The 19498-nt window shown below is 40.6% G+C and carries 24 protein-coding genes; 14 read left to right on the top strand and 10 right to left on the bottom strand.

Annotated elements, in window-relative coordinates:
• Positions 1-37 precede the first annotated feature (37 nt).
• Both UP17_RS23110 and UP17_RS23105 read left to right on the top strand, forming a co-directional pair.
• Positions 38-340, top strand: coding sequence for a YunC family protein (locus UP17_RS23110; protein WP_061465481.1), 303 nt, complete (start codon positions 38-40; stop codon positions 338-340).
• A gap of 174 nt (positions 341-514) precedes the next feature.
• Positions 515-1612 (top strand): HD-GYP domain-containing protein, encoded by a 1098-nt coding sequence (locus tag UP17_RS23105; RefSeq protein ID WP_061465480.1) that lies wholly within the window; start codon positions 515-517, stop codon positions 1610-1612.
• 22 nt (positions 1613-1634) lie between these two features.
• On the opposite strand, the gene yunB is transcribed toward UP17_RS23105, so the two are convergent.
• On the bottom strand, positions 1635-2384 hold the full coding sequence (gene yunB / locus UP17_RS23100) for a sporulation protein YunB (RefSeq protein ID WP_061465479.1): 750 nt from the start codon (positions 2382-2384) through the stop codon (positions 1635-1637).
• An 87-nt stretch (positions 2385-2471) separates the two neighbouring features.
• Positions 2472-3479 (bottom strand): M23 family metallopeptidase, encoded by a 1008-nt coding sequence (locus UP17_RS23095; RefSeq protein ID WP_061465478.1) that lies wholly within the window; start codon positions 3477-3479, stop codon positions 2472-2474.
• 164 nt (positions 3480-3643) lie between these two features.
• Here UP17_RS23095 and lipA point away from each other — a divergent pair, with 164 nt between their 5' ends.
• Entirely contained in the window at positions 3644-4558 is a 915-nt protein-coding gene (gene lipA / locus UP17_RS23090; RefSeq protein WP_061465477.1) for a lipoyl synthase, read from the top strand.
• Positions 4559-4600: 42 nt separating this feature from the next.
• On the opposite strand, the gene UP17_RS23085 is transcribed toward lipA, so the two are convergent.
• Entirely contained in the window at positions 4601-5260 is a 660-nt protein-coding gene (locus UP17_RS23085) for a YhcN/YlaJ family sporulation lipoprotein (RefSeq protein ID WP_061465476.1), read from the bottom strand.
• Between the two features lie 112 nt (positions 5261-5372).
• Here UP17_RS23085 and UP17_RS23080 point away from each other — a divergent pair, with 112 nt between their 5' ends.
• Complete coding sequence (locus tag UP17_RS23080) at positions 5373-5648, top strand: YutD family protein (RefSeq protein ID WP_061465475.1); 276 nt, start codon at positions 5373-5375, stop codon at positions 5646-5648.
• Positions 5649-5679: 31 nt separating this feature from the next.
• On the opposite strand, the gene UP17_RS23075 is transcribed toward UP17_RS23080, so the two are convergent.
• Positions 5680-5973, bottom strand: a complete 294-nt coding sequence (locus UP17_RS23075) for a hypothetical protein (RefSeq protein WP_061465474.1) — start codon at positions 5971-5973, stop codon at positions 5680-5682.
• A gap of 66 nt (positions 5974-6039) precedes the next feature.
• A complete protein-coding gene (locus UP17_RS23070; protein ID WP_061465473.1) occupies positions 6040-6306 on the bottom strand; it encodes a DUF3055 domain-containing protein in 267 nt (88 codons plus the stop codon).
• A gap of 447 nt (positions 6307-6753) precedes the next feature.
• Here UP17_RS23070 and UP17_RS23065 point away from each other — a divergent pair, with 447 nt between their 5' ends.
• Together UP17_RS23065 and UP17_RS23060 are read left to right on the top strand one after the other, a co-directional pair.
• Complete coding sequence (locus UP17_RS23065; protein WP_061465472.1) at positions 6754-7191, top strand: DUF86 domain-containing protein; 438 nt, start codon at positions 6754-6756, stop codon at positions 7189-7191.
• Positions 7192-7214: 23 nt separating this feature from the next.
• Positions 7215-7982, top strand: coding sequence for a TIGR01457 family HAD-type hydrolase (locus tag UP17_RS23060; RefSeq protein ID WP_061465471.1), 768 nt, complete (start codon positions 7215-7217; stop codon positions 7980-7982).
• A 79-nt stretch (positions 7983-8061) separates the two neighbouring features.
• On the opposite strand, the gene UP17_RS23055 is transcribed toward UP17_RS23060, so the two are convergent.
• A complete protein-coding gene (locus tag UP17_RS23055) occupies positions 8062-8559 on the bottom strand; it encodes a phosphatidylglycerophosphatase A family protein (RefSeq protein ID WP_061465470.1) in 498 nt (165 codons plus the stop codon).
• A 199-nt stretch (positions 8560-8758) separates the two neighbouring features.
• Here UP17_RS23055 and yutH point away from each other — a divergent pair, with 199 nt between their 5' ends.
• The 5 genes from yutH to thrB all read left to right on the top strand — a co-directional run bounded on the left by yutH (position 8759) and on the right by thrB (position 14259).
• Positions 8759-9760: a spore coat putative kinase YutH gene (gene yutH / locus UP17_RS23050; RefSeq protein WP_061465469.1), complete on the top strand. Its 1002-nt coding sequence runs from the start codon at positions 8759-8761 to the stop codon at positions 9758-9760.
• A gap of 108 nt (positions 9761-9868) precedes the next feature.
• On the top strand, positions 9869-10783 hold the full coding sequence (locus UP17_RS23045) for a L,D-transpeptidase family protein (RefSeq protein ID WP_250211723.1): 915 nt from the start codon (positions 9869-9871) through the stop codon (positions 10781-10783).
• A gap of 178 nt (positions 10784-10961) precedes the next feature.
• Positions 10962-12260, top strand: coding sequence for a homoserine dehydrogenase (locus tag UP17_RS23040; protein ID WP_061465468.1), 1299 nt, complete (start codon positions 10962-10964; stop codon positions 12258-12260).
• A complete protein-coding gene (thrC, locus tag UP17_RS23035) occupies positions 12257-13318 on the top strand; it encodes a threonine synthase (RefSeq protein ID WP_061465467.1) in 1062 nt (353 codons plus the stop codon). Before UP17_RS23040 ends, thrC begins: the two co-directional genes overlap by 4 nt.
• A complete protein-coding gene (gene thrB / locus UP17_RS23030; RefSeq protein ID WP_061465466.1) occupies positions 13315-14259 on the top strand; it encodes a homoserine kinase in 945 nt (314 codons plus the stop codon). The genes thrC and thrB overlap by 4 nt, the downstream gene beginning before the upstream one ends.
• A 193-nt stretch (positions 14260-14452) precedes the next feature.
• On the opposite strand, the gene UP17_RS23025 is transcribed toward thrB, so the two are convergent.
• On the bottom strand, positions 14453-14689 hold the full coding sequence (locus tag UP17_RS23025; protein WP_034310199.1) for a NifU family protein: 237 nt from the start codon (positions 14687-14689) through the stop codon (positions 14453-14455).
• Positions 14690-14862: 173 nt separating this feature from the next.
• Between UP17_RS23025 and UP17_RS23020 the strand changes: the two genes are divergently transcribed.
• A complete protein-coding gene (locus UP17_RS23020; RefSeq protein WP_208857078.1) occupies positions 14863-15186 on the top strand; it encodes a YuzD family protein in 324 nt (107 codons plus the stop codon).
• 98 nt (positions 15187-15284) lie between these two features.
• Here the strand turns inward: UP17_RS23020 and UP17_RS23015 are convergent, their stop codons facing one another.
• A complete protein-coding gene (locus UP17_RS23015; protein WP_061465464.1) occupies positions 15285-16352 on the bottom strand; it encodes an NAD(P)/FAD-dependent oxidoreductase in 1068 nt (355 codons plus the stop codon).
• A 302-nt stretch (positions 16353-16654) separates the two neighbouring features.
• On the opposite strand from UP17_RS23015, the gene UP17_RS23010 reads away from it, so the two are divergent.
• The gene (locus UP17_RS23010; RefSeq protein WP_061465463.1) at positions 16655-16891 is read left to right on the top strand and encodes a YuzB family protein; all 237 of its coding nucleotides are present in this window, start codon (positions 16655-16657) and stop codon (positions 16889-16891) included.
• A gap of 44 nt (positions 16892-16935) precedes the next feature.
• Here the strand turns inward: UP17_RS23010 and UP17_RS29630 are convergent, their stop codons facing one another.
• On the bottom strand, positions 16936-17421 hold the full coding sequence (locus UP17_RS29630; protein ID WP_081108940.1) for a DUF2225 domain-containing protein: 486 nt from the start codon (positions 17419-17421) through the stop codon (positions 16936-16938).
• Positions 17422-17559: 138 nt separating this feature from the next.
• Between UP17_RS29630 and UP17_RS23000 the strand changes: the two genes are divergently transcribed.
• Positions 17560-17922, top strand: a complete 363-nt coding sequence (locus UP17_RS23000) for a HesB/IscA family protein (RefSeq protein WP_061465461.1) — start codon at positions 17560-17562, stop codon at positions 17920-17922.
• A gap of 215 nt (positions 17923-18137) precedes the next feature.
• Here UP17_RS23000 and UP17_RS22995 read toward each other — a convergent pair whose 3' ends face one another.
• The gene (locus UP17_RS22995; protein ID WP_061465460.1) at positions 18138-19130 is read right to left on the bottom strand and encodes an NAD(P)/FAD-dependent oxidoreductase; all 993 of its coding nucleotides are present in this window, start codon (positions 19128-19130) and stop codon (positions 18138-18140) included.
• Positions 19131-19498: the final 368 nt, after the last annotated feature.

The raw sequence follows: 19498 nt of genomic DNA, 5'->3' as shown, positions 1-19498 counted from the left end.
TCATTCATAAAGTATGAGGAAGAAAGGGGCGAACCCAATGATTAGCATGATACCAATAATACTTGATAATCATACATTCCTAGCCATTTCTGTCCGACTTCCCAAAACGAATTTACTTGCCGTCGCTTCCGATAAAGGATATATAATGTGCGGTGCGTTGGATGTAGCGCTGCTGAATGATAAATTGAGAGATCGTAAAATCCTTGCAGGCAGGGCTACAGGAGTTAAATCGATTGATGAGCTTTTGGAAGCGCCGCTTGAATCAGTTACCTGGGAAGCTGTGGAAAAAGGCATTTATCCAGGAATGATTGGTAAAGAGGCATTAATCAAAATGATTTGAAGTGGTGGGCTTTCTTTTATCCAGAAGGGGGCCTTGTTTTAATTCACCAAGAAAATAGTTAATATTTTTCAATAAATATTTTTAAACGGATTCATTTATAAGGATATTTTCCGATAACCCTTATAAAGGAACGGTTTGATTTACAAAAATTGAATTGGGAAATGGAGTACAAGTATGAGGCTAGCTATTACAAAGTCCCTGAGCCCTGGAGCCAGGCTCGGAAAAGACATTTATAATGAGCAGGGCCATATCCTCTTGTGTGAGGGTCTTACATTAACGCAGAAAATGATCGCTCGACTGATATCCCTTAATATTCCTTTAGTTTACATTCAAGATTCTAGGACGGATGACATTATTCCAATGCCACCAGTATTCGGGAACCTAAGGAGAGAAGCCATTAATAGGATTGAAACCACTTTCCTGGACATGAAAAACGAAATGAACCTTGATGGATCTTTCACGATGGAGCAACCTAACGTCAAGTTCACTCAAATCGTCCGAAACATCATGGACGAGCTCAATAGGAATAATGAGTTATTGACTATATTGGCGGATGTTTATACATACGATGACTATATCTTTACTCATTCCTTCAATGTGACCCTATATACCCTGGCAATCGGGATGGAGTTGAATATTAATAATAAGAATCTCGAAATTCTTGGGCTGGGAGCGATTTTACATGATGTCGGCAAAATGTTCATACCTTTGGGAATCCTCCATAAACCCGGTAAGTTAACGGAAAAGGAATTTGAACAAATCCAAAAACATGCCGATTATGGATTTCATCTAATCAAAAATGTTCATACCGTTTCACATTTAGTTGCAAATTGTGCCTATCAGCATCATGAAAGGCTTGATGGATCTGGATATCCACGTGGAATAAAAGGGGATGAAATCCATTATTTCGGCAAGATTATTGCCGTTGCCGATGTGTTTGATGCCGTGACTTCCAGCCGGGTTTACCGTAAGGCCATGCTGCCTCATCAGGGGTTGGAAATCCTTTATGCGGGAATCGGGAAAAAATTCGACAATACGATCATCGAGGCATTCCGCCGGGCAGTTGCCATCTATCCAAATGGTCTATCCGTAGAATTGAATGATGGGAGAAAAGGTGTCGTATCCGCTCAGAATGAGGGGATAGGGGACCGACCCATGATAAGGATACTTGAAGAAAATGGGGAACAGGTAAAAGAGTCCTATGAAGTGGATTTGAATAAAAACCTGCAGTTGCTGATCATGAAATGTCTCAATATACAAGAACCAGCCTAAACTCAAGGATAAGCTGGTTTTTCTATTCCTTGTTTTCCTTCATGATGGCAGGTGCCACCGAACCGTTTCCGTTACTATAATAACTTGGTACATCACCCTCAATTAGCAAGCTGCCGACTGTCACTTCCTGACTGACCTTGGTCTCTTTAGTGAAGGAGGGGATGACGATTTGAATATTTACATCAAAATCCACAATCAATTCATAATACACATTATTGATGCCTGCGTTTGTCAATTTTGTCTTCAAATCCGATTCAACATTACCGATGACTGACATTTTCACTGGGATTTCAGGTCCATAGTTGGAAAGGAGATTATTCCCGGTTACGACACCCAATGGTATATAATAGACTACACTTTTATATTGTTCATCATTTATTTTGGAGGAACCCTTTTTAAAAGGATTTCCCTGTTCGATGCCAAGCTTGTTTTGAATATCCTTTGTAATGTTAGCGCGCAATTCACTGTATATGACCGGATTGAAGCTATAGGAAGAACTGGAGTCCTTACCACCCTCGTTGTTGGTGATGATTTTGTTCATATCAATCTTGGATATATTCTCATCTACAGATTCATGAATCGTTTCCGTTGCAATCCGTTTGATTTCATATTCGGCTACACTCATGATCACCGGTTCAATTGATTTATCAACATACCAAAGAGTCATGATGCTTGATATGATAAAAAGGATAAATGAGTAAAGGAATACTTTTCGGGTGGGAAGAGGCCCCTTTTTTCGGAATTTCTTTGTTCGAAATCTTTTTCGGAACACGCTTTAGCCCCCTTTACTAATACCTATGCATCAAGTTCGGGGGTTTATGTTCGAATCAAAAAAAAGCAGCGAGAAATTCGTCGCCGCTCACTTTTGTTTTTTAGCTAAATCCTTCCTTTCCCACATTTTTAAATAGGGGTAAGGGTCAAAGCTCCATTCTGTGATTCCGTTGTCTTTGTACATCCCATAATGAAGATGCGGAGGGAACTTACCCGCAGTTCCAGGAGGGCCGTAACCTGTACTGCCTACACCTCCGATGATTTGTCCGGGCTCGACGATTTGTCCGACTTTCAATCCTTCGGCAAATCCGCTTAAATGGGCAAAGTAATGATACGTATTATTTAAATCCCGTATCCCAATCCGCCAACCCCCGAATTTATTCCAGCCTTTCATTTCAATGATTCCATAGCTCGTTGACCGAACAGGAAGGCTATAATCCGCAAATATATCTGTACCCTCATGGATTCTCCTTCCGCCCCATCCACGAGCGCTTCCCCATGTATTTAAATACGTATAATGGGTCCGTACTGGAACTGGAAAGGCTTTTTCCTGTAAATCCAGCCGGCCATATTTCTTATAAATCTTCGCATTGCCGATAATGATGCTGACGGCTTTATCTCGTTTATAATATTCCCACAAGCCGATCCGGATATTATCTTCATCTGAACCATAAGTATGGAGATGCTTCGAAAAAGCGTATAATCGATCGGTGTCATTAGTAACATCAGCTTTGCCATCGCCATTCCCATCCTGGCCTAACCCATCAAAAAAGGTGATCGTTAGCGGGTTCACGTCGTTTAAGTGAGGATTGAGAGCCCCACCCCACTTTGAAGGCTCGATATTGATGCCAATTAAACCCTTTGCCGGCTCTAAATCCCGTCTGGCAGCCCTTAGGCTGTGCTCATATTGATCAGCGCCAGCAAGGTAATACCATGGGATTTGCAGGGTAGCTTCCATGTTTCTATAAAGCGCCATTCTTCCTGCATAAGCTTCAGGGGTATCAGCGGCATTAACCATTTGGCTTGATGCATCCAAAATAAACAAACAAGTTATGATAAGAAAAAATAATTTTTTCAACGGGGCAACTCCTTTCATGAGAATCTTCAATTTATAAAGACATCAGTCCATCTTTTATAGTTTTGCTGATTTGGCTTTAAACATGAAAAATAAATAATGGGAAACCAACTATAACTTGTATAAATGCTTTTTTATTGTTAAAGTAGGGTGTGTTAATTTCTATAGAATGGAGTGACATTTTCATGTCTTCTACAAATAAAGAAATTCTTCGTAAACCAGATTGGTTAAAAATAAAGCTTAATACTAATGAAAACTACCTCGGTTTAAAAAATATGATGCGGGAAAAAAATCTTCATACAGTCTGTGAAGAGGCGAAATGTCCGAATATTCACGAATGCTGGTCAGTGAGAAGAACGGCCACATTCATGATCTTAGGTGAAATCTGTACAAGGGCATGCCGTTTTTGTGCAGTTACAACCGGACGTCCTAATGAATTGGACTGGGCTGAACCAGAGCGTGTTGCGGATTCCGTTGTTCTGATGAATTTAAAGCATGTTGTCATTACAGCTGTTGCCCGTGACGATTTAAAGGATGGAGGCGCTGAAGTTTTCGCTGAAACGGTCCGTGCCATCCGACGCAAGAATCCATTTACATCAATTGAAGTATTACCGTCGGATATGGGCGGGGTGCATGAAAATATTAAGACTTTGATGGATGCTAAACCAGACATTCTGAACCATAATATAGAGACAGTCAGAAGTCTATCCGACCGTGTACGGGCTCAAGCTAAATACGAACGTTCATTGGAGCTTTTAAGAAGAGCCAAGGAACTGTATCCGGAGATTCCGACAAAGTCCAGCTTAATGGTCGGCCTTGGAGAAACACGGGAGGAAATCCTCGAAACGATGGATGACCTAAGGGCTAATAATGTGGATATCATGACGATCGGCCAGTATTTGCAGCCGACTAAAAAGCATTTGAAGGTGCTGAAATACTACACGCCTGAGGAGTTTGCCGAATTGAAGGAACGTGCATTGGAAAAAGGATTCAGCCATTGTGAATCCGGCCCGCTTGTCCGTTCTTCCTACCATGCGGACGAACAGGTTAATGCAGCAGCTAAACATAAGCAAACCAAAGGTGAAGAATTATTGAAATAGAGTGAAATAAAGGACCGAAAAATTCGGTCCTTTCATTTTTAATTAACGGTTATCCATTTTTTGATGGATGTTATCGTGATGATCCCTTTTATCGTTAACCATTTCTCCGTTTTCATTTTCTGCGTTACTCATTTTGTATCCTTGAGGCGATTTCAGCATTCTTTTGATGGTTTGTTCAATCGTATAGTCCATCCCTTTGCTGCCGGATTTCAATGTAGCGAAATTCTCGACATCTTGGGAAAGGTTTTGAAAATCATCACTGACGTAGACGTGATAGTAGCGAGGAACGACGGACATAGCTGTTCGTTTAACTTGGTCAGCGGTTTCGGTCCGATCCTTGGTATTTGTATCGTATACGACAAGAACTTCCTCATCCGTTACGAGGGTAGCCGCATCATTGACATTTGGAATCTGTACACTGAGCTTAGAAATGACATCAGACAATTGTTCACGGTCAATGGAAGCAGCCTTGTTAGAAATGTTACGGCCGTCAATGGTTGTACTATTGGTGCGGGTAAAACCGAAATCATCACTTTTATTGTCATGATTGCGATAATCCTCGTCATAATATTGGGTCGGATTATTTACGTTTGTTGGGTTACCAGCATGATTTTTTGCACCGAGCCCCTGATCATGTTTATTAGAACATCCGGTCAGTGCAATAATCGAACTTAAACCTATTGTTATTATCGTTTTTTTCATCAATAACACCCCCGTAACTTTAGGATGAACATATTTCTCTATTTTTCGCTTAGTAATTGATGGGGAATCAGTTATAATTTAAGAAGGAATGTATTTTTGAGAGGTGAAAGCAATGATTAACATCAATAACATGACCTATGAAATAATCGAGGATGAAAGGGAAGGCTATAACGAAGAAGCGTTTAAAGCCAGATACAGTGAGATTTTAACGAAGTATGATTATATTGTAGGGGATTGGGGTTACGGCCAATTGAGGCTGCGTGGATTTTTTGATGATTCTAATCAGAAAGCGACCTTCGATACAAAAATAAGCACACTTACTGAATATTTATATGAATACTGCAATTTTGGCTGTCCATATTTCGTCATGAAGAAAATAAAGAAATGAAAAAGGCCAGAATTTACTCTGGCCTTCCATGTTAAGAGCTTCCGTATCCTTTATAAGGAGGCTGCTCATGGTTTTCTGGATCATCATGTGTCGGATGAGCACCAGGATATTTTCGAGGTAAGTCTTCGTGCAACGATTTATTTTCAAAATTAAAGGCACTTTGATATCGTTGCCCTTCCTGCCATGGCGTGTTTTTATTTTGAACTGGTTCATCCTTTGCTCTGGATGATCCAAAAGGTCCTTCGGGAAATTCTTCAGGAATTAAATAATCCCGCTGTTTTTCGACATTGGAGAAATCGTGGTATATTTCCTCTTCTTTGCCCAAGGTAATCCCCCCTCATGTAATCGTACATTCAGTAGGTTTTCCCGATTAAGAAAAAAACTTCAGCTTTCAGACGATTTCCATTAAAAAGTGACTTAATTCTTCCGCTTCCGCTTCTGACAACTGAAAGGCATGCTCAAGATAGCCTTCCTCTTCTAAATCATCAGGTCCAATGATCGCGAATCGGTTACTCTGCATATTTAAAACAAGTTTCTTCCCATAAAAACGATCAGTTGTCGTAATGGCCAAATCGAATCTTGATTCTTCGCCCATGAAACTTATGAACCGGGTTTTTGAATCAACGACGTCATTGTATAAATAAAAACGATCTTCCATAATATCATTCCCTTCTTATGTTCACATTTGTAATTCCATCATAACAAAGTGACTTCAATAGGGGAACAGACATTTTCGGGCTTCCAAAGGTGGAGGAACTTCGTCACGCGTCTTGATGCATTAAGGATCGTCCAGCAATCATGCCGCGAGAGAGTTTTCCTCGATTAAAGGAAAATTGTCAAGAATGCAAATGGGACGTAATTTTGGTTACTTTTATTTCAATGGATGACGGGAAATGCGACCCCTGTAAAGAAGTCAATGTACGTTTCTGCAATGTTTAGTAGAGGGATCGGTTCAAAGGTTGTGGCTGAAGGAATTGAGAGTAGGGGAGAAGCTATGGTATTATCAAGGAATAAGGTTGTTTTGGTACAGGGTTATAACTTGGCTGGCCAATCAACCATAGTAATGCTTCCTATATCATCTTAGATCAGAAAGGATCTGGAAAAAATGTACTTTGTAGACCGCCAAAAGATTGAACAAATATTAGGTTTTCTTGAAAAGCAGCTTGGACTTTTTGAAGGGCATGATAATTGGGATGGAGACATTGAGGAACTTATCGCTGAAAGGCTCATACAGACTTCCATCGATTCCGTGTTGGATGTAGGAAATGCAGTAATTGATGGTTTTATTATGCGTGATCCGGGAAGTTACGAAGATATTATCGATATCCTTCATGATGAAAAAGTCATTTCAGAAGAAAAAGCGATACAATTTAAAAAGGTTTTGCCGCTAAGGAAAATGCTGGTTCAAGACTTCATTGAAGTTGATCACAACGAACTGCATAAGGTATTCTCGGAAAATATCGCGGCATTTAAGCAATTCCCGAATTTGGTGAGGAACTATTTAACAAACGAATTGGGACCTGTATCTGCTTTTAAAAACTAGTATTGTTAGGAAGGCGAATTCAAATGAAGTCGTATAAAGGGTATTTAATTGACTTAGATGGCACCATGTATCGCGGGACTGAACAAATTGCGGAAGCTGCAGGTTTTATAAATGACCTAAAAAAAAGGGATATCCCTTATTTATTCGTCACCAACAACTCGTCCCGGACTCCGGCACAGGTAGCGGATAAATTGAGAAGCATCGGCATATCAACGGAAGATGATCAGGTTTTCACGACAAGCATGGCCACAGCGAATTACATAGCTGAACAAAAGGTAGCTGCATCGGTCTATGTAGTGGGTGAAGAAGGCATTATCGAGGCTCTCAAGGAAAAAGGAATGAAGCTTGTGGATGAGCATCCAGACTTTTTGGTAATGGGCATCGACCGCGGCATCAATTATGAAAAGTTGTCAAAAGCCTGCCTTGCAGTTAGAAATGGCGCAGTTTTCATTTCAACAAATGGCGATATTGCCATTCCTACTGAACAAGGCCTTTTGCCGGGGAATGGTGCTTTGACATCCGTTGTTTCCGTTTCGACTCAGGTACAGCCGATTTTCATTGGAAAACCTGAATCCGTCATAGTGGAACAGGCTCTAAGAGTATTAGGGGTACCTAAAGAAGAGACAATCATGGTTGGGGATAACTATGATACGGATATCCTCGCCGGCATTAATGCAGGGATCGACACATTGCTTGTACATACTGGGGTAACGACCAAAGAACGCTTGAAGCAATATAAGGAGCAGCCGACGCATGTGGTGGACACGCTCGACCTATGGCGCTTCGAATGAAAAAACCAGGCCTGCGAAAGCAGCCCTGGTTTTTTTATGTCGCAAAACAGTGAAAATCGATGAAATGAATTATGGCTTACTACTCTGCATTTTCGGTTCTGTGGGCAAGCCGGCTTGAAGCGGCAGCTGCAATTGCTCCAACAATATCATCTAGAAAGGTATTTACCTTACCTGTGCTTTTATCGTTCAAATATTTTAAGATACCCGGCTTTTGCTTATCGATGAAACCATAATTAGTAAAGCCGATGGATCCGTAAACATTCACAATAGAAAAAGCTAATATTTCATCCACCCCATATAGGCCTTCATCTATTTCAATGATGCTTAGCAAGGGTTCCTCGAGCAGTTTTTTCTCGGCTAGAATATCCAACTGTATGCCGGTCAGTATGGCATTTTGGACCTCGCGTTTTGAAAGGACCCGTTCTACATTGTGAAGGCAATCGGCCATTTGGAGATTTTCATGGTAACCCGATTGTAAATACATGACAAGTTCAGCGATATCCTCCAATTTCACTCCTCTTTCAATTAACCATCTTCGAGCCGTTTGTTCAGAAATTGATTGTTCAATATTAGCCATGTAATCACCCATTTCTCTATATTTTAAAGGGATAGTTCTAATGCCGGCAGTTTTTATTGATCAAAATGAAAACCCATGTTTTAATGCGAATTTCCAATAAGGTTTCGATAATCATTCAGAAAACGGATTATTCCACATATATATAAGTATATGATGTCCAATATTTCTATTATATCCATTTAATGAGGGGGGCCATTCCATGATAGAAGAAATCATTTTTAATAATTATGGTATACAGGTAGGGCTTGAAGAAACCAATAGCAGGTTTCCAAGCTTCCGTTCAGGGAATATGGTTTACAGCATCGTTCCCATTGGAAATATGGAGCAGGAGGAATTAGTGGAACGGCATAAAATGTCTCAACACCTGATTTCACAAGGAGATCGCTACGTATCGGCCTTTGTCCTTGCCAATCATGGAAGTTTTGTTTCGGAAGCGGATGAACAATTATTCATCCTTCTTGCCAATCAGGCTTTAGATGGCCCGAAAAATTTCAACCCAGGAAGACGGCTGGCAAGATTTCACCAGCGTGGGAGAAATATTACTGAAACGATTCGAACATGTTCAAGGATTGGTAAATGGAAAGAGTTATGGGAACAAAGGATCGATCAGTTAGAAATGATTTGGAGGGATAAGCTCAATGCCCATCCTGATAACCAGTTTGAAAAATTATTTATAGAAACCTTTCCCTATTATATGGTACTTGGTGAAAATGCGATTCAATATTTGGTCGACACGGAAATCGATGATGCCCCGCAAATTGTCGATAGTGGAACAGTATGTTATGAACGTTTTTTACATGATACCTGGAAAAGCAATAAATGGATGAAAAATCCGTTTGATTGGGTGTTCGACCACGGCACCAGGGATGTGGCGGAATGGGTGAGGGAACACTATTTTCAAAATGTACATACCCATCAAAAAGGCATTGGCCATTTCTTTCACGAATATCAGGCTATAGAACAATTCTCCAGCTTTTCAGCCCGGTTGTTATATTCAAGAATGCTATTTCCCATTCATTACTTTGAAACAGTAGAAGAATATTTTTCAAAAACGACGGAATCAAGGTCAAATGAATTGGAGGACAAAATATCGTCGATCACGAAATCCTCCCAACAATATGAATCATTCCTCAAACATTTTTATGAATTGGCGGAAGTTCCGGCCAAGCAATATAATTTACCTCAAATTGACTGGATTTAGGAAAGAAATATGATCCATCCTTAATTACTATGTTATGATGATAACAAGATTTTTTTGAATAGTTAGATATTTAAAGTGAATTACTTAAAGATGTGGAAAGGTGAGTCCATGAAAAGATTGATAATGGCGGCCCTTTTATTCCTTTTAGTCATCCAGACGACAAATCTTGCGAAAGCTGAAACGAAAATAAGTTGTGAAGCAACTCAATTCAGGATTGTCATGAAGTCTACTACTGATATGAAAGAAAAGGCGTCGGCTGCAAGTAAAACATTAAAGAGTTATAACAAAAATAAAGAATTATCGGCAAGTGGGAGAACTGGAAACTGGTATAAGGTCTGTCACTCAAAAAAGACTGCATATATCAAGATGGCAGATGCAAAAGAGGTTTTCAGTTCCGATGAAAAAACCCTTCTGAAGAAATTCGATATGAGAAAGGGTGTTAACCAAGTTGTATTGGTAAAAGGGAAATCGATGAGTGATACGGAGGTCACGATCCAAACGTATGAAAAGAAACAAGGTGAATGGAGACGGGCATTAAAGGGGATGGAAGGCGTCATTGGGAAGAACGGCTTCACGAAGAGCAAAAAAGAGGGCGATGGAAAATCCCCGGTTGGGATTTATTCATTTGGTACTGCTTTTGGAAGCGAAACGAAGCCGGCTGGTATGAAAATGAGCTATAGGAAAACGACCAATTATGACTACTGGATTGATGATCAAACATCAAAGGATTATAACAATTGGAAAACCTATAAAGGGAATCCCGCAGATAAATGGAAGTCTTTCGAAAGGATGAATCATGAACTATATAAGTATGGGGCGGTCATCAATTATAATACGAATCCCATCATAAAAGGAAAAGGCAGTGCAATCTTTCTTCATATATGGAGAGAGGAAACAAAGCCGACGGCGGGATGTATAGCCACTGCCGAAAAGAACGTCCTCAGTTTACTGAAATGGATGGATCCCTTGCAAAAGCCACATATAGTAATGGGTACAAATGATTCATTAAAGAGCGTTAAGTAATAATCTTCAAATGGTTAAATTTAGTGTTATCCGTTCTTACTCATTCTAGGGATGGACAAAAAAGTTCGTACATCCATCTTTTCTAACTATTGATAATTATAAGAATTAATCTTATAATGTCTACTATACAAATACAAATGTTTTCTTCAGGTAAACAGTTCTTAAGGGGGAACCAAATATGAAAGCCATCTCGATCGGTTTATTGGGGTTAGGTACAGTCGGATCAGGAGTCGTACAAATCATCGAAAGTCATCAGGACAAGCTCACGCATCAAGTGGGCTGTTCCATATCCATTAAGAAAATTCTAGTCAAAGACACGACGAAGGAGCGGCTTGTCGATATTGAAAAAGGTATGTTAACTGACAATCCTGAGGATATCCTTTCGAATCCCGAGATTGATGTTGTAATTGAAGTTATGGGTGGAATTGAAGAAACACGCGGTTATCTGATTGAAGCAATAAAAAATAAAAAGCATATCGTTACGGCCAATAAAGACCTAATGGCTTTATATGGACCGGAACTGCTGGAATTGGCCACCGAGAATCAATGTGATTTATTCTATGAAGCAAGTGTTGCAGGCGGAATTCCGATTTTACGAGGTCTTGTCGATGGATTATCTTCTGACCGCATCACGAAAATGATGGGAATCGTCAATGGAACGACAAACTTCATTTTAACGAAAATGAGCAAGGAAGGCAGAGCCTATGGTGACGTATTGAAGGAAGCTCAGGAGCTGGGATTCGCTGAAGCCGATCCTACAGCCGATGTAGGAGGATTGGATGCTGCCCGTAAAATGGCGATACTATCCACTCTCGGGTTCTCAATGAACATTGGCTTGAATGATGTGGATGTACAGGGCATCACCGAGATATCCGAAGAGGATTTGAGATATAGTAAAAAGCTTGGCTATACAATGAAGTTGATTGGCGTCGCTTCTAGGGCAGGGGATAGGGTCGAAGTAAGCGTCCAGCCTGCACTTCTTCCGGAGTCACATCCGTTAGCATCGGTAAATAATGAATATAATGCGGTATACGTTTATGGTGAAGCTGTAGGGGAGACGATGTTTTATGGACCAGGAGCGGGCAGTTTACCGACCGCGACTGCAGTCGTTTCGGATATGGTGACGGTCATCAAGAATATGAGGCTGGGCGTAAATGGCCGTAGTGCGGTTTCACCGCAATACCCTAAACAATTAAAAGCTGCAACTGAGATCTTTGCTAAGTTCTTCATTCGATTGCATGTTCAGGATGAAGTTGGCGTTTTAGCCCGAATCACGAATTTATTTGCCGAGCATGGGGTAGGGTTCGATAAAATCCTTCAATTGCCGCTGGATGAAAAGGAATCTTCCGAAATCGTATTAGTTACGCATACTGCCACATTGGCTGCGTTTGAGCAAATAATACAGAAATTACATGATTACAATATGGTAAAAGAAGTGAAGAGCACATACAGAGTTGAAGGAGAGGACATCAAATGAGCTGGCAAGGACTTATAAGCACATATAAAGATTTTTTACCTGTCAATGAAAATACACCTGCACTATCCCTTTTGGAGGGTAATACACCTTTAATTAGACTGAATCGATTATCTGAAGAGTGGGGAATCGACTTACATGTAAAATATGAAGGGGCGAATCCAACTGGATCTTTTAAAGACCGCGGAATGGTCATGGCCGTCGCCAAAGCGATCGAAGCGGGTAGCGACACGATCATCTGTGCTTCTACTGGGAATACATCGGCTGCTGCCGCAGCTTATGCCGCTCGTGCCAACCTGCGCTGTATCGTTGTCATTCCAGAAGGCAAAATAGCAATGGGCAAGCTCGCTCAAGCCGTTATGTACGGAGCGGAAATCATCTCGATCGAAGGGAACTTCGACCAGGCTTTAAAAATCGTCCGTTCACTTAGTGAGAGCTCACCGATAACTCTTGTGAATTCAGTCAACCCATATCGGATTGAAGGGCAGAAGACAGCGGCTTTCGAAATTTGTGACGCTCTCGGCTCTGCACCGGATATATTGGCGCTCCCAGTCGGCAATGCAGGTAATATCACGGCTTACTGGAAAGGGTTTAAAGAATATAATGAATCGAAACAAACGGGCCTTCCTGAAATGAGAGGGTTCGAAGCGGAAGGTGCGGCTGCAATTGTCAGGGATACCATTATCGAAAACCCCGAAACGATTGCAACTGCCATCCGGATTGGTAATCCAGCCAGTTGGAACTTCGCTGTGGAAGCAGCAAATGAATCCAAAGGTAAAATTGATGAGGTGACAGACGAAGAAATTCTGGAAGCCTATCATTTCCTCGCTAAAAAAGAGGGAGTATTTGCTGAGCCAGCATCATGTGCTTCCATTGCAGGCATCTATAAACAATTAAAAAGCGGTGAAATCAAAAAAGGAAGCAAGATCGTTGCTGTACTTACAGGAAATGGATTGAAAGATCCGAATGTGGCAGTCGATACAAGTACGATTCAACCGACATTGTTGCCAATGGATGAAGAGGTCATTTTAGAACATCTGCAAGGTGTGAACCAGGCATGAGTGCAGATTCCGAGATGTTCTTGATCCGTGTACCAGCGAGTACGGCCAACTTAGGACCAGGATTCGATTCCATCGGCCTGGCCTTAGGACTTTACTTGGAAATACACGGATCTACATCAGATCATTGGGAAGTCGTTCCCCTCTCAGAAGAGATGTCTGTTTTTCCAAGGGATGACCGTAATTATATCGTCCAAATTGCCAAGAAAACGGCTGCCTTTTATGGAAAGGAACTATCCCCATGCCGGCTTTTCGTCTCTAGTGAAATTCCACTGGCACGGGGGCTTGGAAGCAGTGCCTCTGCCATTGTAGCTGGTATTGAATTAGCGAACATCGTTGGTGAACTCCATTTATCCGATGAGGAAAAGAATAGGCATGCTTCCCTCTTTGAAGGGCACCCGGATAATGCAGGGGCATCTGTGTATGGTGGAATGGTTGTGGGTCTGCATACAGAGGAAAGAACGGATGTCGTTTCGTTTCCGATCGAAGGAGTTAAGGTGATTGCAGTCATTCCCAATTTTGAATTGCTTACTGAGGATTCAAGAGAAGTCCTTCCTAATTCGCTTTCCTATAAAGAAGCGATAAACGGAAGTGCAGCCGCCAATGTTTTGCTTGCGGGAATTTTATCCAAAGATTGGAAGATTGTTGGTAGAATGATGCAAAATGATCGTTTCCATCAACCCTATAGGGCGCAGTTAGTCCCTCATTTAGCACTTATAGAAGAAGTTGTCCATAAAGAAGGCGGATTTGGTACAGCCTTAAGCGGAGCAGGTCCTACTGTTTTATGCTTGGCATCCGCAGAAAAATGTGAAAGTGTGTTAACGGGATTGAAGGAGAAATTTCCGGAATTTCTTGTGAAAGAGCTGGAAATCGATAATGATGGCAGCCATACGGCAATTCTTTCGGAACAAGAAAAAAGGGAATTGAAATTTTTGAAATCGTAAGCCATGCTTGAGTTAAGTAGATTATAAAAAAGCTGACCCGCGTAAAGCCGTATCAAATCATTTGATAGGGCAAAAGCCGGGTCAGCTTTATTTTATAACAGTCCAGAAAAGGTTCCGGTCTGCACGAAAAAGGTTGAACGTTTATAGATGAGGTGATCCTTCATCCATACGCTGCATGTTATTTAAAGGGCTATTAGAAAACTTGTTCAACTTCCACTACACCAGGGACTTCTTCAAGAAGGGCACGCTCAATCCCAGCTTTTAGCGTAATGGTCGAACTAGGACAGCTCCCGCAGGCTCCTAGTAATCGTAATTTTACAATTCCATCTTCTACGTCAACTAGTTCACAGTCACCGCCATCACGAAGAAGAAACGGACGAAGTTTATCTAGGACTTCTTGAACTTGAACTTCCATTGTTTGTTCAGACATTGCAATCGACTCCTTTCCTAATCATATTATAATGCGAAGGTAGTAAAAAATCCAACTGTAACTTTGCGGAAATATAATCTATATTATTCTGGTAAGATGGAAACAGGTGAATGTTTCTTAAAAGTATTCAAAATGAAGTGAAAATATTAAAATGATGGAGGTATAGTATAGTGATGAAAGAAATTGAGATAGAAGTGTATGGAGCGGAGCAAATTTGCGCGAGCTGTGTAAATCTTCCCTCTTCGAAAGATACTTGTGAGTGGCTTGAGGCTGCATTAACGAGAAAGTTCCCTGAGCAGAAATTCAAAATAACCTATATAGATATATACAATCCTCCAGAAAAGGTGAAGCAAAAGAGCTTTGCCATGAAGATGATCGAAGAAGATTTATTTTATCCACTGGTCCTCATTGAAGATGAAATTATTGAAGAAGGAAATGTGCGGCTCAAAAAAGTGGTAGAAACCATGGAAAAACATGGATATATAATACAGGTGTGATATATAATGGAAGAAAAAAGAAAATGACCCAAAATGAGCTGCGCTCAGCTCATTTATGGGTCATTTTATAAAATGTAATCGCATAAGAAGGTTTGGAATCAACCGTTATGGTATTTATACATCCAGAGAATGCCTGATTTCATTAATCGTGCCACTCTTCCCGTAATAGGGCGGTTTGCAACAAGACCAAAACCTTGTTTCTTCCCAAGAGAACCTAATGTCCCTTTTAATTTCATGGTAGGGAAGCTTTCTGGAAGTGGTTCATTTGCCCATTTTTTCACAAGGACCTGGACGATTTGCTCAGCTTGGGACTCGGCTAATTGAGCACTAGGTGCATGAGGCAGGCTTGCACAGTCACCGACCACAAAGATGCTGTCATTAGTAGGAAGGAAATGCTGAGGAGTCAGAACCGCTCTTCCTTGACGGTCTTTTTCAATATCCATATCACGGATGATTTTGCTTGGCTGAATTCCAGCTGTCCAAACGATGACGTCACTTTGAACTGCTTCGTCGCCATTATAAAGAAGGTTTGGCTCAACTTTGGTTATATTTGAATGATGGACGATATCGATTGTATGTTTATCGAACCAAGACTCGACAAATGTGCTTAATCTTTCTGGGAAAGCAGATAGAATATGCGGTCCACGATCAAATAGCTTAACGTTTAAATCTGAACGGCTTTCAATCAATTCACTTGCAAGCTCAACACCGCTAAGTCCGCCACCTACGATAGAAACGGTTGCACCAGCCCCTAAATTATTCAAAGCTGAATATGTGCTTCGTGATTTATCGATTGTTTGGATACTATAGGTGTGTGTGTCTGCTCCAGGAATATTGTGGTATTTATCTTCGCAGCCAAGGCCGATGACTAAATCATCATAAACGACAGGGTCTTGATTTTCTATAATGACTTGTTTATTTTCCATATCGATGGAAAGTACTTCTCCGTATACGTTCTTCAAGCGAGGATGTTCAGGAAATGCAACACGGATGTGCTGATCAGGAATGGTACCTGCTGCTAAAGCATAATATTCCGTTTTTAAGCAGTGATAAGGATTACGGTCGATAAGCGTGATGCTCACATTTTCAGGAAGCTGATTAGGCAGCAATCTTTGCAACATGCGCATACCACCATACCCACCACCAAGTATGACTAAATTCTTCATATTATTTTCCCCTTTATTTGATCTCTTAAAAATTTGATAAATGCTTCACTTGTGAAAACAACTATCCCATTATAGGATTTCCCCAAATGAACTTTTTAAGTTTATTTAAATATATATACCCCAATAGTAGTAAGAATAAAAAATTAATTAATATTCTTTTTTACGTACCCCGACAAAAGTATAACGAATATAAAAGGAAATCACAACCTGTATCTTAAAATCGGCTTATTTTATATGCGTAAATATTGACTGTAATTGGGAAAAGTAATAAGATGGTTTGTTAGTAACTGTGAGGTGAAACAATGTACCCGATTATTGAATTTTGTGTAAGCAATCTGGCTAGCGGTGCTCAAGAGGCCCTGGAAAGATTGGAGCGCGATCCGAATTTAGATATCTTAGAATACGGTTGTTTGGGATATTGCGGCAAATGCTCCAGTAACTTATATGCGCTTGTAAACGGTGAAGTGGTTTCCGGTGACACAACGGATGAATTGGTAGATAAAATATATAAGTTCATTGATGAATTTGACATGTTTTAATCATCAACAACGTAAAAAGGCTGTTCCTGCCTGGGACAGCCTTTTCATTGCTTTATCCATTCATAGCTCAAGCAACGGGGGGGAGTTGCCCTGTTCTTGCTTACGCAATAACTAGCCAGCTTGTAAGTATTGATAGCGTCTTTAATGGATCTCTCATTGCTGAAATGATGGGGAACCCACTTGGAGCTTACCTTTTCCATAATGATTTCCTTTGTGGCTTGAGGGAAGTACCGGGAGAAATCATCGGAATAGGAAAAGCCACAGTGAGGGCAAACAAAAATATTATAGTAAAGGGCATTAACGGCTGAATCAGCATAAATGGGGCAAAAGTCCGTGTCATATTTTTCTACTTTTACAAAATGCGATCGTACCCTTTTTGTGGTTGATTTTTGTTTGCATAGAAGGCATTCCATGTTTTTGTCATATAGAGGCTGTATATCTTCGATGGAGATTACCTCCCTTACTTTAAATTTTTTTGATTGGGTCAAAACATCCAGTCCTATATACCCATAAACCTTATTATAAACCATTTTTTAAATAATGTTGGTAAAATAGGTGCGGGAATATGAATTTTTTCAAGCCGGAAAATTGAGCGTGGGAAATTCTTTGGTATATACTATAAAGAGAAATAGTTCTATCTCACTTATAAGAAGAAGGAGGGATTTATTGTGAGTGAAGTTGTTCAAATAACGGAAGCTGCTGCTTTTCAGATAAAAGAAATGATGAAACAAAATGGTGAAGAGGGTTCCTTTTTAAGAGTGGCCGTCAAAGGCGGGGGTTGCAGTGGATTATCCTATGGAATGGGTTTTGAAAATGAGCCCGGAGAGAAAGATAGCCAGCTGGAACAGTTTGAAATTAAGATCCTTGTTGATAACGGGGATGCAGATATATTGAATGGAACGGTAATTGATTATAAACAAACGATGATGGGTGGAGGCTTTACGATCGAAAACCCAAATGCTATCGCTTCATGCGGTTGCGGGTCTTCCTTCAAAACGGCAAAAAACGCCGGTACACCGGAGAATTGCTAACAATTTCTGTTCATTTGGAAAAGGGGGGCACTTTTACAAGTGCCCCCCTTCAGTTTGTTTGGGTTGAAGGGCCATGAAGGACGAATAAAATCGTGAACGGTCGAAAGAAGTGCGGGAAGGACGAAAAAGTGCTCCGATGGAAAACAGTTATCCACAATCCTGGAATTAGGGACACAAAAACCGGCTTAAAGAAAGCCGGTTTTTGTGTAATATTGTTAAAACATGGAAGAACTATGCATGGGCTGGACTTTTGCTTTTGGGTCAATATATTGCTTGGCGTGATTGACAGCAGTGGGGGCCTCGCCAAAACCACTTGCGATTAATTTGACTTTGCCATCATATGTTGCGATATCTCCGGCTGCATAAATTCCTGGAATATTCGTTTCCATTCTTGAATTCACCAAAATACTGTTCTTCTGGATATCAAGTCCCCATTCCTTAATGGGGCCAAGAGAAGAAACGAAGCCGTAGTTGACGATGACTGCATCTACCTCCATCGTCTCTGTATCTTCACCATTTGTATCCTTGATGACAACTGTATGGATCCGGCCGTCTGTACCAATCAACTCTGAAGGTATGTAAGGAGTCTTTATATCAACTTTTGAATTTTTAAGGTTTTCTACACTATGTTCGTGGGCACGGAATTTATCTCTTCTGTGAATGATGCTCACTTTCTCGGCGATCGGCTCAAGCATAAGTGCCCAGTCGACTGCTGAATCCCCACCTCCGAAGATCACCACTTTTTTGCCAGCAAAATGATTGAGGTCATCGATGAAATAGTGAAGGTTGCTGCTTTCATATTTTTTTGCATCATCAATTTCGATGCGGCGGGGTTGGAAAGCCCCATTTCCAGCTGTGATGATAATGGTTTTGGAATAATGGATTTCTTTATCCGTCGTTAACTTGAAAACTCCATCTGCTTGCCTTTCCACTTCTTGAACGGCTTGCTCCAAGACAACAGTCTGTTCAAACTTTGCCATTTGTTCTTTCAAATTATTCACTAGCTCCTGAGCACGTACCTTGGGGAAACCTGCGATATCATAGATGTATTTCTCAGGATAAAGGGCCGACAATTGTCCGCCTAATTGCGGTAGGCTCTCGATGATTTTTACGGATGCCTGCCTCATGCCGCCATAAAATGCAGTAAATAATCCGACTGGGCCTCCGCCAATGATGGTGATGTCATAAACTTTTTCGTTAACTTCCAACTTTATCCCTCCGATATACTAGGTTTGCTGAAATTTATTCTCTTATTTTAACATAGATAATCTTTTAAAAAACGGAGAAAGATTAGAAAAGTGAGAAAGTTTCGACTATAACGGGACGGTTACATTATGAATACTGTTCACCCCCTTTCATAAGTGGGTAAAAATACACTTTACCAAGGTTGAACATATAGTATGAATATGGTCCTTCACGGGGTGAATAGCATCGTTTTTCAGCTTTATTTTCACGCGAAAAAGTTCGGTTTGTTACTTGAAAAAGGTATGGAAAAAGACTAAAATTTACTTAGACATCATTTAGTGAATTTTTTATGACAATTTCGAAGTATTACGTGAAATACGTCACAAATGTA

The sequence above is a fragment of the Peribacillus simplex genome (genome assembly GCF_001578185.1).
GTDB lineage: Bacteria > Bacillota > Bacilli > Bacillales > DSM-1321 > Peribacillus > Peribacillus simplex_A.
This window is presented reverse-complemented; position numbering and strand designations above follow the sequence as displayed.